The following is a 16,534-nucleotide window of genomic DNA, read 5'->3' as shown; positions in this document are numbered from 1 at the left end:
TCAGTCAATCCAGAAATTCGGGTTTCTGTTTGCTCATATGGGCGGCCATGGCCACGCGCAGGTCGGTCGATTGCAGCATGGCGGCGTTCCAGGTGGCGACGTATTCCAGGCCGTCGTCAATGCGGTGGTCGCGCATGTAGCTGATCATTGCCTTGGTGCCGGTCACGGCAATCGGCGACTTGGCGGCAATTTCCCGGGCAATGCCCATCACGCCGTCGAGCAGGCTGGCGGTGTCGCTGTAGACACGATTGACCAGGCCGATGCTGCGCGCTTCTTCGGCACCGAAGGTGCGTCCCGTATAAGCGAGTTCACGCAGCATGCCGTCCCCGATGATCCGGGGCAAGCGTTGCAATGTGCCAACATCGGCAGCCATGCCGATATCGATTTCCTTGATGGAGAACTGGGCGTCCTCGGCGGCATAACGCATGTCGCACGCGGCGACCAGGTCAATGGCACCGCCCAGGCAATAGCCTTGAATGGCCGCGAGCACCGGCTTGCGGCAATTGTCCACGGCGTTGAACGAGGCTTGCAGTTGCAGGATCTTGCGCCGCAACAGCCGTGCATTGCGTCCCACGTCCTTGCCCAGCTCGTTGGCCACGCCCGCCAGCATCATCAGGTCTATCCCTGAGGAAAAATGCTTGCCGGCACCGCTGAGCACCACCACCCGCGCCTCATCGGTGTCATCGATCCATTGGAAGATCTCGATGATCTCGCGCCAGAAATCAGCGTTCATCGCATTGATCTTTTCCGGGCGATTGATCTGCACATGGGCGATGTTGTCGGCAAGTTCGACGTTGAACGCTTGGTATTGCGACATGGCAGTGATCCTTTACCGGCTGAAAAGAGGCCTGAACTATACCAAGCCATCGCGACAGGACGTAGGCAGTGCATCGGCCAAAAGCGGGACTTACAGCGCGAGAATCCCCCCTGTGGGAGCGAGCTTGCTCGCGATAGCGGTGGCTCAGCTTGCAGAGATGGCGAATGTACTGCCGTCATCGCGAGCAAGCTCGCTCCCACAGGAGTTTTCAATGGAGACACTCCCTTTGAAATACCCGCGGCTACTCGCCCGCCTGTAACTGCCCATCCCAACCACCGCCCAACGCCGCAATCAGTTGCACGCTGGCAATCAAGCGGCTCTGTTGCAGGCTCAGCATGCTGCGCTCGTTGCTCAGCGCGGTGGCCTGGACAGTGACCACGTCGAGGTAGGCAATCAATCCGGCCCGGTATTGGTTCTGCGTCAGGCGCAAGGATTCCCGGGCGGCGTCCAGGGCTTCCTGGCGCACGCGGGCTTCGTCTTCCAGCACCTTGAGCTGGATCATGTAGTTCTCCACCTCGCGCAAGCCATCGAGCACGGTCTGGCGATAGGTGGCGACGGTCTGGTCATACGCCGCGACGGTGCGGTCGACTTCCGCCGATCGCTGGCCGCCATCGAACAGCGTCATCGCCAGTTGCGGCCCTACCGACCAGAAGCGGTTCGGCACGCTCACCCAGTTGTCGTAGGTACTGCTGCTGTAGCCGCCGCTGAGGCTCAGGGTCAGGTCCGGGTAATACGCGGCCTTGGCGACGCCGATGTTGGCATTGGCGGCCATCACCGAGCGCTCTGCCGAAGCGATGTCCGGCCGGCGCTCGAGCAGTTGCGAGGGCAGCGCCACCGGGATCTGCGGCAGTGTTGGGATGTCCTGGACCTCGGCCAGGTTGAACTCCGCCGGCGGCAGGCCGATGAGCACGGCGATGGCGTTTTCGAACTGGGCTCGCTGCCAGATCAGGTCGATCAGGTCGCCCTGGGTGGTCTTGAGCTGGTTTTGCGCCTGGGCCACCGCGTCCTTGCCGGAGACCCCGGCACGGTACTGGTTTTCGGTCATTTTCAGCGAGCGCTGATAGTTGTCGACGGTGGTTTGCAACAAACGCTTCTGCTCATCGATCACCCGCAACTGCAAGTAGTTCTGCACCAGTTCCGATTGCTGGCTCAGTCGCATCGCCGCCAGGTCGGCGAAACTGGCTTGTGCGCTCGCCTCGTCGGCTTCCAGGGTGCGGCGCAACTTGCCCCACACGTCCGCCTCCCAGCTGACGCCAGCCTGGGCGTTGTAGGTGTCGCGAATGCCGCTGGAGGAACTGCTCAAGCTCGAACTGCTGCTGCCGGTGCCCTGGCTGGAGCGCGTCTTGCCAACGGTCAGGTCCACGGTGGGGAAAAACGCGCCACGAGCATTGCGCACCAGTGCCCGGGCCTGCCGGTACTGGGCTTCGGCCTGGGCCACGGTCTGGTTGGAGGCGTTGAGCTTGTCCACCAGGCCGTTGAGTTGCGTATCGCCGTAGAGCTCCCACCAGGCGCCCCGGGCCAGCGCATCGCTGGGGTTGGCCTGGCGCCAGCCCTGGGCCTCCTTGTACTGCACCGGGGCGGCCGCCGCAGGGCGCTGGTAATCCGGGCCGACGGCGCAGGCGCTGAGCATCGCCACGCACAGCACCAGGCTCAGCACCCGCGAGCCACGGGCGGTCGCCAACGTTGCGGCAAGATTGAAAGGCGAACGATCGGTCATAGCGGAGTTTCCAGGGCAGCATCAGTGCGCACGCCACGCCAGCGGTTGAAGCGATGGCGCAGCTTGTCGAGATAAAGGTAAACCACCGGCGTGGTATAGAGCGTCAGCACCTGGCTGAACACCAGCCCACCGATGATGGTCAGGCCCAGCGGCTGGCGCATTTCCGCGCCTTCGGCGGCGCCGAGCAGCAGTGGCAAGGCCCCCAGGATCGCCGCCAGCGTGGTCATCAGGATTGGCCGCAATCGCAGCAGGCAAGCGCTGCGGATCGACTCCAGCGGCGTCTGCCCGGCACGTTCCAGTTGCAGCGCCAGATCGATCATCAGGATGGCGTTTTTCTTCACCACGCCGATCAGCAGGAACAGCCCCAACAGCGAGATCAGGCTGAACTCGCTGCCCAGTGCGTAGATCGACAACAAGGCGCCGACCCCGGCCGATGGCAAGGTGGACAGGATGGTCAGCGGATGAATATAGCTTTCATACAGCACGCCCAGCACCAGGTACACCGCCAGCAACGCGCCGAGGATCATGAACGGCTGGCTCTTCTGGGTGGCGGCGAACGCGTCGGCGGTACCGGCCATTTTCGCGATGACATCCTCGGGCATCCCGAGCTTGGCAATCGCCCGCTCGATAGCCGCGGTGCCCTGCTCCACCGTGACGCCTTCGGCCATGTCGAAGGAAATGCCCTCGGAAGCGAACTGGCCTTCATGGCTGACCCGGTCGTCCTCCAGGCTGTTCTCGTAATGGGCAATGGCTGACAGCGGCACCCGCGCGCCGTCGGCGGTGATCACCTGGACCTGCTCGAGGGTGCTCGGGTCCTGGGCATACTTGGGATTGACCTCCATCACCACCTGGTACTGGTTGAGGCTGTCGTAGATGGTGGAAATCTGCCGCTGGCTGTAGGCGTTGTTGAGCACCGCGGTGACCATGTCCATGTCGATACCCAGGCGCTTGGCCTGGTCGCGGTCCACCACCAGCGTCACCTGCTGCGCCCCGCCACCGTCGCGGGCGTCGATGGCGGTCAGCTCCGGCAAGGCCCGGAAGGCGGCCACGACCTTGGGGTACCAGGTGCGCAGCGTCGCCAGGTCGGCGCTTTGCAGGATGTAGGAATACTGCGAAGTGGTCTGCTCGCGACCGCCACCGAATTGCAGGTCCTGGTCGGCCATCAGCATCAATTGGCCGCCGGGCACCTTGGGCATTTCCTTGCGCAGACGCTCGATGACTTTCTGCGCAGAAATCCCCCGTTCCTTGATCGGCTTGAGGCGCACCAGCATGAAGGCGTTGTTGGTGCCGTTGTTGCCGCCGATGAAACCGGCGACGCTTTGCACGGCCTCGTCCTTGAGCACGGCACGACGGAAGATTTCCATCTTCGGCTGCATCACATTGAACGACAGCCCGTCGTCGCCACGCACGAAACCGATCAGTTGGCCGGTGTCCTGCTGTGGCATGAAGGTTTTCGGCACCACCACATACAACGCGACGTTCACGCCAATGGTCACCAGCAGGCTGAGCAAGGTCAGGCGCCGATGGCGCAGCACCCAGTCCAGGCTGGTGGCGTAACCACGGACCATCCGCTCATTGAGTCCCTGGCTCCAGCGCTGCAAGCGGTTTTCCTGTCCCGGTACGTGAGGCTTGAGCCAGCGGGCGCAGAGCATCGGCGTGAGCGTCAGCGAGACCACCAGCGAAACCACGATGGAGGCCGCCAGGGTGATGGAAAATTCGCGGAACAGGCTCTCGATGATGCCGCCCATGAACAGGATCGACAGGAATACCGCCACCAGCGAGACGTTCATCGACAGCAACGTAAAGCCGACTTCTTCGGCCCCCAGGTAGGCGGCTTTCATCGGTGGCACGCCTTCGTCGATGTGCCGGGAAATGTTCTCCAGCACCACGATGGCGTCGTCCACCACCAACCCGGTCGCCAGGATCAACGCCATCAGCGACAGGTTGTTCAAGGAGAAACCGTACAGGTACATCACCGCAAACGTGCCCACCAGCGACACCGGCACCGCCAGGGTCGGGATCAGCGAGGCGCGGAAGTTGCCGAGGAACAGGAACACGACCAGCACTACCAGGGCCACGGCGATCAGCAAGGTCATTTCCGCTTCATGCAGGGTGGCCTTGATCACCGGCGAGCGGTCCATCGCCAGGTTCAGCTTGACGCTGGCCGGCAGTACCGCCTGCAACGCCGGCAGTTGCGCCTTGATCTCGTTGACCGTCTCGATGATGTTGGCCCCGGCCTGGCGGTTGATCACCAGCAACACGGCGGCATCGTCGTTGAAGAAACCGCTGTTATAGCGATCCTCGACGCTGTCGGTGACTTTCGCCACGTCCTTGAGCCGCAGCACCGAGCCGTCCTGGTAGCGGATGATCAGCGTTTCGTAGTCCTTGGCCTTCTCCAACTGGTCATTGGCCTGCACCTGCCACATGCGCCGGTCGTCCTCCACCGAACCCTTGGGCCGGCGTACGTTGCTGTCGGCGATGGCAGTGCGCACATCGTCCAGGGCCACGCCGTACTGATTGAGCAACTGTGGCTCCAGTTCGATGCGCACCGCTGGCAACGAACTGCCGCCGATCTGTACCTCGCCGACGCCCGACACCTGGGACAGGCTCTGGGACAGGATGGTGGATGCCAGGTCGTAGAGCTGGCCTTTTTCCAACACATCCGAGGTCAGCGACAGCACCATGATCGGCGCCTGGGACGGGTTGACCTTCTTGTAGGTGGGCATGCTGCGCATGCCGCTGGGCAACAGGTTGCGCGACGCATTGATGGCCGCCTGCACTTCCCGGGCGGCGCCGTTGATGTCGCGATCCAGATCGAATTGCAGGATGACCCGCGTAGAACCCTGGCTGGAGCGACTGCTCATGGTGTTGACCCCGGCGATAGCGCCGAAGGAGCGTTCCAGGGGCGTGGCCACGGTGGAGGCCATGACCTCGGGGCTAGCGCCCGGCAGGCTGGCCTGGACCACGATCACCGGAAAATCCATTTGCGGCAGCGGCGAAACCGGCAGCAGGCCGAAGCACACGCCACCGAGCAGCATGATGGCGAAGCTCAGGAGCATGGTCGCGACGGGGCGGCGGATGAAGGGGCCGGAGAGGTTCATCGGCCACCGCTCCGGGCTTCAGACCAAAGACCGAAAAGAATGACCGGGCTTTTGTGGCGAGGGAGCTTGCTCCCGCTTGAGTGCGCAGCGCTCACAAAAGGGGCCGCTGCGCAGCCCAGCGGGAGCAAGCTCCCTCTCCACAGAAAGCCCGTCCTGCCCAGGTTTCCGGGCTTCGCCGTCATACCCGCACCTCTTTCCCTTCCGGCCTGGCAAACCGGCGGCCCAGGCGATCGAAATACAGGTAGATCACCGGCGTGGTGAACAGCGTCAAGACCTGGCTCACCAACAACCCGCCCACCATCACCAAGCCCAGGGGCTGGCGCAATTCGGCACCGGAACCGGTGGCGAACATCAGCGGTATGGCACCGAACAACGCCGCCAGGGTGGTCATCAGGATCGGGCGGAAGCGCAGCAACGCCGCCTGGTAGATCGCCGTCTGCGGGTCCATGCCCTGGTTGCGTTCAGCGTCGAGGGCGAAGTCGATCATCATGATCGCGTTCTTCTTGACGATGCCGATCAGCAGGATGATGCCGATGATCGCGATCATGCCCAGGTCATTGCCACTGAGGATCAACGCCAGCAAGGCGCCGATGGCCGCCGAAGGCAAGGTGGAAAGGATGGTGATCGGATGGATGTAGCTTTCGTACAGCACACCCAGGACGATGTACATGGTCACCACCGCCGCCAGGATCAGCAGCAAGGTACTCGACAACGACGCCTGGAACGCCTCGGCCGCGCCTTGGAATTCGGTCTGCACGCCCACCGGCATGCCAATGTCCTGCTGGACCTTTTCGATCACCTCCACCGCATGCCCCAGGGCCACGCCCGGCGCGAGGTTGAACGACATCATCACCGCTGGAAACTGGCCGATGTGGGCAATCGCCAATTGCGCCTGGCGCTCTTCGACCCGGGCCAGGCTCGACAAGCGCACCTGCCCGCCATCGGTGGTCTTGACATGGATCTGGTCCAGCGCCTGCGGTCCGATCCGCTCCCCGGCCTGGGCCTGCAACACCACGCGGTACTGGCTGGCCTGGGTGTAGATGGTGGAGATCTGCCGCTGGCCGAAGGCGTCATACAGCGCATCGGTGATGTTCGACACCGAGACGCCCAGGCGTGACGCCGCATCGCGGTCGATCACCAGGTAGACCTGCAAGCCCTTGTCCTGCAGGTCGCTGGCCACGTCGGTCAGTTCCGGCTGGCGGCCCAGGGCCTCGACCAGGCGCCCGCTCCAGAGGCTGAGCAATTCGGCGTCCGGCGATGACAGGCTGAATTGGTATTGGGTACGGCTGACCCGGTCTTCGATGGTCAAGTCCTGCACCGGCTGCATGAACAGGCGAATACCCACCAGTCGATCCAGCTGTGGCTGCAAGCGGGCAATGATCTCGGTGGCGCTGTCATCCCGTTCGCTGTGGGGCTTGAGGTTGATCAGCAGGCGACCGCTGTTGAGCGTAGCGTTGTCGCCGTCCACGCCGATGTAGGACGACAGGCTCTGCACCGCCGGGTCGGCGAGGATCACCTTGGCCAACTGCTGCTGGCGCTCGCTCATGGCGGCAAAGGAGATCGATTGCGGCGCCTCGGAAATGCCCTGGATCACCCCGGTGTCCTGCACCGGGAAAAAGCCCTTGGGCACGGCCAGGTACAGCACCACCGTCAGCACCAGGCTGCCCACCGCCACCAGCAGGGTCAGTGGCTGATGCTTGAGCACCCACTGCAACTTGCGCCCGTAGGCAGCGATCAACCAGTCGATCCAGGCGCCGCTGGCGCGGTAGAAACGGCCCTGCTCTGCTTCCTTGGGTTCGCGCTTGAGCAAGCGGGCGCACATCATCGGCGTCAGGGTCAGGGACACCACCAGGGAAATCAGGATCGCCACCGCCAGGGTGATGGCGAACTCGCGGAACAAGCGCCCGACCACATCGGCCATGAACAGCAGCGGGATCAGCACGGCGATCAGCGACAGGGTCAGGGAAATCAGCGTGAAGCCGATCTGCTTCGCCCCCTTGAGCGCGGCCTGCAACGGGCTGTCGCCCTCCTCGATGAAGCGGGCGATGTTCTCCAGCATGACGATGGCGTCGTCCACCACGAAACCGGTGGCGATGGTCAGGGCCATCAGGGTCAGGTTATTGATGGAGAAACCGGCCAGGTACATCACGCCGAAGGTGCCGATCAACGACAACGGCACGGCCACCGACGGGATGATCGTGGCACTGACGCGACGCAGGAACAGGAACGTCACCATGACCACCAGGGCGATGGCGATCAGCAACTCATGCTGCACGTCGGTGACCGAGGCGCGAATGGTCTGGGTGCGGTCGGTCAGCACGGTGACGTCCAGGCCGGCCGGCAGGTTATCGGTGATGCTCGGCAGCAAGGCCTTGATCCGGTCCACCACCTCGATGACATTGGCCCCCGGCTGGCGCTGGATGTTCAGCAGCACGGCCTGGTTTTCGTTGGCCCAGGCGGCAAGGCGTTCGTTTTCGGCCCCATCGACGATCTGTGCCACGTCCTTGAGCCGCAACGGCGCGCCATTGGCGTAGGCCAGGATCAGCTCGGCGTAGTCCTTGGGCGAGGTCAGTTGGTCGTTGGCATCGAGCATCGAGACCCGGGTCGGGCCGTCGAAGTTGCCCTTGGGCTGGTTGACGTTGGAAGCACCGATCAGCGTACGCACATCCGCCAGGTTCAGGCCGTTGGCCGCCAGGGCCTCGGGGTTGACCTTGATTCGCACGGCCTGGCGCTGGCCACCGGCGATGGTGACCATGCCGACGCCGCTGATCTGGGCGATTTTCTGCGCCATGCGGGTGTCCACCAAGTCATTGAGCTTGGGCAGCAGCATGGTCTTGGAGGTAATCGCCAGGGTCAGCACCGGGGTGTCGGCCGGATTGACCTTGTTGTACACCGGCGGCGCCGGCAGGTCCTTGGGCAGCAAATTGGTGGCCGCATTGATCGCGGCCTGCACCTGCTGCTCGGCGACATCCATGTTGATGTCGAGGTTGAAGCGCAGGGTAATCACCGACGCGCCGCCGGAACTGGTGGAGGCCATTTGCGTCAGGCCCGGCATCTGCCCGAACTGCCGCTCCAGGGGCGCGGTGACCGCACTGGTCATCACATCGGGACTGGCGCCCGGGTACAGGGTCATCACGCGGATAGTCGGGTAGTCGACCTGGGGCAATGCCGACACCGGCAGCAACCGGTAGGCGATCAGGCCGGCCAGGATGATCGCCAGCATGCTCAGGGTGGTGGCGACCGGGCGAAGGATGAACAGCCGCGAGAGATTCATGCGCCGCCCTTGTTCGCCTTGTCGGCCTCAGCCGACCCAGGCACCGCCGCAGACTTGCCCTGCAAGTGCTCGGTCGGCGTGGTGGGTACATCCTGGCTGTCGTTGACCACCTCCACTTCGCTGCCTTCCTTCAGGCGATCGGTGCCTTCGAGCACCACCCGGTCGCCAGCGGCCAGGCCTTCGGTGACCACGGTGTTCGTGCCGTCGCTGGCCCCGATCTTCAGCTTCTTGATGGTGACCTTCTTGTCGCCCTCCAGGGCGTAGACGAAGGTGCCGTTGGTGCCGAACTGGACGGCCGCCGTCGGCGCCAGGACTACGCCTTTGAGGGTGTCGGCCAGCAGGTGGACGTTGACGAACTGATTGGGGAACAGCGACTGGTCGCGGTTCTCGTAGCGAGCCTTGAACTTCAAGGTGCCGGTGGTGACATCGATCTGGTTGTCCAGGCTTTGCAACACGCCACTGGCCTGGCGCTTCACGTCACCCCGGTCCCAGGCTTCGACGGGCAGCTTCGCCCCGCTGCGATAACGGGCGAGCACGGTGTCGAGGTTGTTCTCCGGCAAGGTGAACACGACGCTGATGGGTTGAGTCTGGGTAATGACCGCCAGGGCCGTGGTGTCGTTGGCCGACACCAGGTTGCCGATGTCCAGTTGGCGCAAGCCCACGCGGCCGGTAATGGGCGCGCGGATCCTGGTGAATTCCAGGTTGAGCTTGGCATCGTTGACCGCCGCCTGATTGGTCTTGACCGTGCCCTGGTACTGGCCCACCAAGGCCGCGGCGGTGTCGAGGGTCTGCTTGGCAATACTGTCTTCGGCGTACAGCCCGCGATACCGCTCAAGGTCGACCTGGGCATTTTTCAGTTGGGCCTGGTTCTGCAACAGCGTGCCTTCGGCCTGGAGCAAGGCGTTCTGGTACGGGCGTGGGTCGATCTCGGCCAGCAAGTCCCCGGCCTTGACCATTTGTCCCTCTTCGAAGGCGATCTTGACAAGTTCGCCACCCACGCGGCTACGCACGTTGATGGTGTTGAGGGCCGTGACCGTACCCAGCGCCTTGAAGTACAGCGGGAAATCCCCGGTCACCGCCGGCGCCACCCGCACCGGGATCGGCCCCGTCGCCCCACCGAACCCCGGCCGCATGCCACCCGAGCGTCCCACGTGCCCCGTCGCGGCCTTGTCCCCCTCCCCCGGCTTCTGGGCCGAACCACTGGGCCAGAACTTCCAGGCCAGCGCCGCGACGACCAACAGGACGAACAGGCCGAACAGCCAGCGACGGGAATTGCGGGAAACAGACGATTGCATGGAGTGGTCAACCATTGGGCGCGTGGACTTCTTTTACGGGAGGCTGAACGATAAGCACTGGCGGGTATTTAGCAAAGCGCCTTTACCGGCAATTTACGTTGGGCTTACCTTTCGAATAGTCAGCTAAGGCCTTGAAGCACAAAAGAAAACGGCCTGGACAGGGCCAGACCGTTAACAATTGTAATAAATACCTTATTTCATTCCACTTATTTCAGAACAGCCAGGGCCGCATCGTAGTTCGGCTCTTCAGCGATTTCCTTGACCAGTTCGCTGTGCAGCACGGTGTCGTTCTCGTCCAGCACGACCACGGCACGGGCAGTCAGGCCTTTCAATGGACCGTCGGCAATCGCCACGCCGTAGTCCTGGATGAACTCGGCACCGCGCAGCGTGGACAGGTTCTGGACGTTTTCCAGGCCTTCGGCACCGCAGAAGCGCGCCTGGGCAAATGGCAGGTCGGCAGAGATGCACAGCACCACGGTGTTGTTCAGTTCGTTGGCCTGAGCATTGAATTTGCGCACGGAGGTGGCGCAGGTCGGCGTGTCGACGCTTGGGAAAATGTTCAGCACTTTGCGCTTGCCGGCGAAGTCCTTCAGGGAAACATCCGACAGATTGCCGGCGACCAGGGAAAAGGCTGGAGCCTTGGAACCGGCTTGTGGCAACTGACCGTTGACTTGGACCGGGTTGCCTTTGAGGGTGACTTGAGCCATGAACGGATTCCTTCTGACAGTTTGAAAATGGTGAGGCCGGAGTTAACCACGAAATGCTCGCGCGACCTATGGCCGGACATAAAAAGACATGGCGTCGACACCCCGGCGACGGCGATGGCTATTTGGCCTTGAGCTGCAGAAATGACTGATGCAAATCCGCCGCCCAGCCATCGATGACCCCTTTGACATCATCGGGCTTCATGACCTGGGACTCGTTGGACAGTGGCTTGCCCGTGCCCTTGCGCACCACCTGGGCGACCACCGCGTTGTTGCCTCCGTCGAGAAAAACCGCTTCGGTGCCCAAGGTAGTTTCCTGGTCGCGAATACCGCTGGCGGTGCTGACAGCGGCCGCCACCAGCGCAATCGGGACCACCTCATACGGTTTCAAGCCTTCGGTCTTGCTACTGACAGCCGTGATCGCCGCCCGTATCACCAATACACCCGGCCCTGGGACGGTCGCCAGGGGCAAAGACTTCCCCGCTTCCCGCATGAGGGCCTGATCGTAGTACGCGGTGATGCCCGACAGCGTGGCCTGGGGGATTTTCACGGTCGGTTGCGGTTTGGGATAAAGCTGCGTCGGCTCGATATAGAGGCTGGTGTACTTGTCCAGGTCAATCTTCGGATCGACCCAACGCATGACCTCGGCCCCCGACGGTGACTTCTCTTCCTTGAGGCGGCTGTAATCCCCCAGGAACCCGGAATATTCATCCGGCTGGGTGACTTTGCTCGAACAACCCGCCAAGGCGAGCGAGGCTATGCAGATGCTGCCAATCATTGACGCGAACTTCATGCTGTCACTCCTGTAAGCCACACGAGGCGGGGCCGGAACTACAGGTATAGCCAATGGGCAGTTTTTTGCCTGCCCTGAAAAGAACAAGTGATTCAGCCGCGCTCGCGAGGTATCAGGCTCTGCAATTGTTGGGCGAGGAAGTTTGCATCGAAGGCAAACGTGTCGGGGTCCTTCAACCCATTGGTCCGGCGCCATTGCCATTGCGTCGATGGCGGCTGGCACACCAGGGAAATGCTGCCGTGACGGGTCGCGGCCAGGCCGATGATCGACAAAGAAACCAAGCCGCCCACACCCATCACATCCGGCACGAACTCCACCGGTTTACCGGTGATGACCAAGGTCAGTTTTTCGGTCTTGAAAGCGGATGTTTCTACAGGAACGTTCGCCCCGTGGGCCACATACGTCTCACGGTTCAGTTCCAGCAGGCCGAGCGCCATGACCGGCGCCAGCCATTGCTCGATTTGCCCGTACAGCGCCTCGATCTGTTGCGTCCAAACCGCCGACTGGGCCTGGTGCAGTTGTTTCTTGTGCGCTTCGCTGTCGGCGTAGTGACGAAGCATCTCGCCCAATTGCTGTACATCGTCCATGGGCCGTTCCTCGGTTAGGGAGTACTGCGAAGCTGGATGATGACAGGTCCCAGACGTCGGCGTACGTAAAAGCCACTTTACCTGCGTGACTGATCCTTCAGCGCAGCCGCGCCATGGCGAGGGTGTCCACCCAACGTCCGTCACGCACGGCATAGTCGCGCATCAGGCCTTCGCTTTCGAAGCCGAACTTGCGGTACAGCCCGATGGCCGCTTCATTGTCGGCGTACACCGTCAGCTCGACCCGGCGCAGGTTCATCCAGTTGTCGGCGACGTCCAGCGCGGCGGCCAGCAGCATCGACCCCACGCCTTTGCCCTGCCAGGCGACGGCCACCCCCATGCCGAGGCTGCCGCAATGGGCCCGACGCACCCGCGAAAACTGCTCCAGCCCCAGATTGCCGATGACGTCACCCGCGTGCAGGGCCACCAGTTTCAACAAGCGCTCGTCATCCGTCGCCAAGCGCTTGCGCCAGACTTCGGTGGATTGGAAAGGCATTTGCAGCACCTGGCGAGTCACCGCCGGGTCGTTGTAGAGCGCGGTGACACCGGCGATGTGGGCTTCAGTGAAGCGTGCGAGGGTAATCGAAGACTCGGACATGGGGCTCCTTCCTGGAGGCGTGACAAGGCCGACCACTATAAGCCGCGTCAGGTTATATCGGGAACCAGTGGGAGTTGTTGGTGGATGCTGAATCTGTGGGTGCCCAAGAACCCATGTGGGAGCCGAGCTTGCTCGCGATGACGGCGGCACATTCAATATCAATGCAAGCTGAACCACCGCTGTCGCGAGCAAGCTCAGCACCCACAGGGAATTGTTGCTGGATGCTGAATCTGTGGGCGCCCAAGACCTCATGTGGGAGCCGAGCTTGCTCGCGATGAGGCCCTTTCTACCGGCATCGATGTTGAATGAACCACCGCTATCGCGAGCAAGCTCGCTCCCACAGAGGGACTACTTCCGGCTTCGGTCAGGCCTGGAACCAATCCCGCCGCTCATCCAGCGTGTGGTGGATCAGTTCACGCAGCATCTGCACCTCTGGCGAGCCTTCGGCCTGGGCATTGACGGCCATCCACACGTGCCGTTGCATCGACAGGCCGAACACTTGCGGCAACGCCACCAGGCCTCGGTCGAAGCGGCTCATGTACTGCGGCAACAGGCCGATGCAGGCGCTGCAGCGAATCATTTCCAGCATCAGTTCGTAGGATTGCACCTGCACCACGCCGGCCCGGCGTTGTTCTATCAAGGCGTTCCACGGCGCGAAGCCGTCCACGTGCCGATCCGCCTGCCATTGCACCAGCATGTAATCGTTCAGGTCGTCCAGGCAGTCCGGGCGCGTGGCCGGGCGTGAGTAGCGCTTGGCGATGTGCGGCACATAGTCCAGCCGCGCCAGTCGATCCGCGGGCGATGTGGCGAAACTCGGCCCCGGCCCCAACGTGTGGGCATCGCTCAACCACAGCACCAGGTCGGCGCTGACAGCTTGCAGCGCCAGGTCACTGTCCAGGGTGATGATCTGCAGTCGCACGCTGGCGTTGCGTCGCAGCAATGAAATCAGGTCACGGCCCAGGATGTCATGCAGTATCGACTCGGCCACGGCCAGGCGAATCAAGGGTTGGTCGTTCAAGGGCGGAGCGCTTTCGTGAGCCAGGCTGATCAAGCGCGCCTGCAACTGCCGGCCCTCGCGGCTGAGGGTCAAGGCGCTGCCCTGGAAGCTGAACAGCGAACGTTGCAGCCGCGTCTCCAATTGCGCCAACTGCTTGCGCAGCCAGGTCGCCTTGACGTTGAGGCTGCGGGCCGCTTGCATGAAGCAGCCACAACGGGCACTGACCAGGAAGCACTGCGCCACCTGCGGCTCGATGCCTCCGGCCATGGCCAGCCACGGGTCGGGGGCACGCAACGGTGTGCGGTATGCGGTGACAGCCTGGCGTCCTGCGGGCTCGATGAAGGTCATGGGTGACTCCCTGTCGGTTGTACGAATACGTGGAGCTGTGTAGAAACTGTGTAGGAGCATGTAGGAGCTGTCGAGTGCAACGAGGCTGCGATCTTTCCCCAGACACTTGAGTCTCAAACGAAAGATCAAAAGATCGCAGGCTTCGCCAGCTCCTACAGAGCCCAGCGGGAGCAAGCTCCCTCGCCACAGGTCTGGTGTGGACCTGCCTAAAGCCCCTCCTCCAACACCTTGCTCAACTGCGCGCCATCGATGCTCAACGTCGCCGTGTCGAGCATGCCGTCCAGGTACGCCTTGGCGATCTGTTCCTGGCGCTGGGCACGCAGGGCCTGGGTCAGGCGCTCGCGGACTTCGTCCAGGGTCGCCTCTCGGGCCGGTTGTTGCTCGGTGAGTTTGATGACATGGAACCCTGCCGGGCTCTGCACCGGGTCCGATACCGCACCGACCTTCAAGCGCGCCACGGCCTCGCGCACCGGCGGCACCAGTTGTTGCAACGGCTGGTAACCACTGTCACCGCCGCGCTCGGCACTGGTGCGGTCCTGGGAAAAACGACTGGCCAGGGCGCCGAACTCAGCGGGTGAGGCCTGGGCTTTCTTGCTCAATTCCAGCGCTTGCCGGCGCACCGCCTCCACGGTTTGCGGTTCGGTAGCTGCCAGGAAAATCTGGCTGACACGGTACAATGCCGGCGCGGTCCAGTTGGCTTTCCCAGCGTCGTAAGCCTGCTTCAACTCGTCTTCACTGGGATACCCGGCCGGCACCTGGCTCACCGACTGCAAGTAATCGCGAAACACAATCTGCTCAGCCGCCGCTCGTGTCTGCCGCTCCACCTCGGGCCGCTGACGCCAACCCTGGGCATCGGCCTGCTCCAACACGGCTTTTTCCGCCAGGCGGGCACGGATCCAGCCCTCCAACGCAGCCCGATTACCCCGCATTTGCTGACGAACCTCGGGGGCCAGTGCGGCCAGCAAGGTCTTGAGTTCTTCGGGGCTGACCTGCTGGTTGCCCAGTCGGGCCAAACTCGGCGAGTCGGCCGAAACAACGCTGGCGGTCTGCACCGCGGCGACCGGATCGCTGCCCGGCCGCAGGCCCAGCACCAGCGCCACGGCGATCAGGCCCAGCGCCGCGGCGCTGATGACGAAGGTCGGCTTTTTCACGATGCGACGGCCTCCTCCAAGGGCGCCTCGACGGGCTCGGCCGGGGTTTGCGCCCGCGCCGCGTTCTGGCTGTACTCACGCAGGTAGACAATGAATTCCTGCAACAGGCGGTCCCACAGTTCCAGGTGACTGCGCAGATGATTGGCACTCACGCCCGCGGCAACCACGACGTCCATTTCCATCACCAGGAATTCGCCTTGCAGCGACAACCGGGCAAAACGTCGCGAGGCGTTCCACAGTTCTGCCAACCCGGCCGGCAATTGGCCCTGCACCCGCAAGGCACAGCTGAAGGTGAAGTCCAGGTACTCGCCTGCAGTCGCCGCCGGATTGCCGAAACGCACGGCAAAGCCGATGCCCTGGCTGGCACTGAGCAGCTGCACAATGCCGTTCTGCTCGGTTTCGTTGACCCGATAACCCGCCGCCTGCAACAACTCAGTCAGGGATTGTGCACCGACGTTTTCAATCATTGAGCTCATGTTCGATTCTTCCTTGTTCTGTTCAGTGAGTGATCGAGGCCTGGGGCGCATCGAAACGGTTCTTGTAGAGATCATCGCCAAACCCTTGGGCCAGCTCTTCGAAACGCACCCGGGCCTTGGCCGCGAACGGCTGGCGGATCTTCACGATGTCGGTCACATCAATGGTTTCGTAGGCATGCAGCAGCGTCTTGGCGACTTCGTACATCTGCTGATTCTTGACCGAACATTGCTGCACTTGTGTGTCACGCTCGGTCAATTGCGCCTCCAGGCGCGCGCGCTCGGCCTCTTTGCCGCGAGCCAGCACCAGCAGCTCGTCGTAGGCTTTCTTGAACTTGCCCATTTGCTCGTTGCTGGCCGCTACCTGGGCCTGGGCCTGGCTTTGCAGGTTTTGCTGATGCCCGGCCAGTTGCTCATTCAGGGCCTGGGCCTTGCTCAATTGCGCGGTCAATTGCTTGATCTGCGCCTGGGCCTCCTTGGCCTGGGTCTCCGCGGCCTGCCGGGCGGCACTGGCCTGGGCCTGTTCGCTTTGCAGGGTTTGCAACTGGGCGGTGGTGCTGCGCAGTTGCGCCCGCAGGCGTTCTTCCAGGCCTTCGCCGTGGGCGCCGCCGCTCAGAAGCAGGCCCAGCACCAGTAACGCGGCCGGACATTGGTAGATGGCACGCCTTTTCATGAGGCCTCC

Annotated in this window: 13 protein-coding genes; all 13 read right to left on the bottom strand. The window is 62.9% G+C overall.

What is annotated here, in order from left to right; genetic code table 11:
- Window positions 1-4: 4 nt before the first annotated feature.
- Window positions 5-817, bottom strand: coding sequence for a crotonase/enoyl-CoA hydratase family protein (locus J4E63_RS12585; RefSeq protein WP_207282164.1), 813 nt, complete (start codon window positions 815-817; stop codon window positions 5-7).
- Window positions 818-1,058: 241 nt separating this feature from the next.
- Window positions 1,059-2,534 carry an efflux transporter outer membrane subunit gene (locus tag J4E63_RS12580; RefSeq protein ID WP_207282163.1) on the bottom strand — a complete coding sequence of 492 codons (1,476 nt, stop codon included), beginning with the start codon at window positions 2,532-2,534 and terminating at the stop codon, window positions 1,059-1,061.
- The gene (locus tag J4E63_RS12575) at window positions 2,531-5,635 is read right to left on the bottom strand and encodes an efflux RND transporter permease subunit (protein WP_207282162.1); all 3,105 of its coding nucleotides are present in this window, start codon (window positions 5,633-5,635) and stop codon (window positions 2,531-2,533) included. The genes J4E63_RS12580 and J4E63_RS12575 overlap by 4 nt, the downstream gene beginning before the upstream one ends.
- 178 nt (window positions 5,636-5,813) lie before the next feature.
- Window positions 5,814-8,909, bottom strand: coding sequence for an MdtB/MuxB family multidrug efflux RND transporter permease subunit (locus J4E63_RS12570; protein WP_207282161.1), 3,096 nt, complete (start codon window positions 8,907-8,909; stop codon window positions 5,814-5,816).
- On the bottom strand, window positions 8,906-10,219 hold the full coding sequence (locus J4E63_RS12565) for an MdtA/MuxA family multidrug efflux RND transporter periplasmic adaptor subunit (protein ID WP_207282160.1): 1,314 nt from the start codon (window positions 10,217-10,219) through the stop codon (window positions 8,906-8,908). The genes J4E63_RS12570 and J4E63_RS12565 overlap by 4 nt, the downstream gene beginning before the upstream one ends.
- Window positions 10,220-10,410: 191 nt before the next feature.
- Window positions 10,411-10,911: a thiol peroxidase gene (tpx, locus tag J4E63_RS12560; RefSeq protein ID WP_018602018.1), complete on the bottom strand. Its 501-nt coding sequence runs from the start codon at window positions 10,909-10,911 to the stop codon at window positions 10,411-10,413.
- Window positions 10,912-11,029: 118 nt separating this feature from the next.
- Entirely contained in the window at window positions 11,030-11,701 is a 672-nt protein-coding gene (locus J4E63_RS12555) for a DUF3313 domain-containing protein (protein WP_207282159.1), read from the bottom strand.
- Between the two features lie 92 nt (window positions 11,702-11,793).
- Window positions 11,794-12,288 carry a hypothetical protein gene (locus J4E63_RS12550; protein ID WP_207282158.1) on the bottom strand — a complete coding sequence of 165 codons (495 nt, stop codon included), beginning with the start codon at window positions 12,286-12,288 and terminating at the stop codon, window positions 11,794-11,796.
- A gap of 97 nt (window positions 12,289-12,385) precedes the next feature.
- The gene (locus tag J4E63_RS12545) at window positions 12,386-12,883 is read right to left on the bottom strand and encodes a GNAT family N-acetyltransferase (protein ID WP_072405708.1); all 498 of its coding nucleotides are present in this window, start codon (window positions 12,881-12,883) and stop codon (window positions 12,386-12,388) included.
- Window positions 12,884-13,247: 364 nt separating this feature from the next.
- The gene (locus J4E63_RS12540) at window positions 13,248-14,228 is read right to left on the bottom strand and encodes a LysR family transcriptional regulator (RefSeq protein ID WP_207282157.1); all 981 of its coding nucleotides are present in this window, start codon (window positions 14,226-14,228) and stop codon (window positions 13,248-13,250) included.
- Between the two features lie 206 nt (window positions 14,229-14,434).
- The gene (locus J4E63_RS12535) at window positions 14,435-15,379 is read right to left on the bottom strand and encodes a peptidylprolyl isomerase (protein ID WP_207282156.1); all 945 of its coding nucleotides are present in this window, start codon (window positions 15,377-15,379) and stop codon (window positions 14,435-14,437) included.
- A complete protein-coding gene (locus tag J4E63_RS12530) occupies window positions 15,376-15,855 on the bottom strand; it encodes a YbjN domain-containing protein (protein ID WP_207282155.1) in 480 nt (159 codons plus the stop codon). Before J4E63_RS12530 ends, J4E63_RS12535 begins: the two co-directional genes overlap by 4 nt.
- 22 nt (window positions 15,856-15,877) lie before the next feature.
- On the bottom strand, window positions 15,878-16,525 hold the full coding sequence (locus tag J4E63_RS12525; protein ID WP_060742207.1) for a hypothetical protein: 648 nt from the start codon (window positions 16,523-16,525) through the stop codon (window positions 15,878-15,880).
- Window positions 16,526-16,534 lie beyond the last annotated feature (9 nt).

The organism is Pseudomonas sp. FW300-N2F2, assembly GCF_017351655.1.
In the GTDB taxonomy this organism is placed as follows: domain Bacteria; phylum Pseudomonadota; class Gammaproteobacteria; order Pseudomonadales; family Pseudomonadaceae; genus Aquipseudomonas; species Aquipseudomonas fluorescens_AA.
This window is presented reverse-complemented; position numbering and strand designations above follow the sequence as displayed.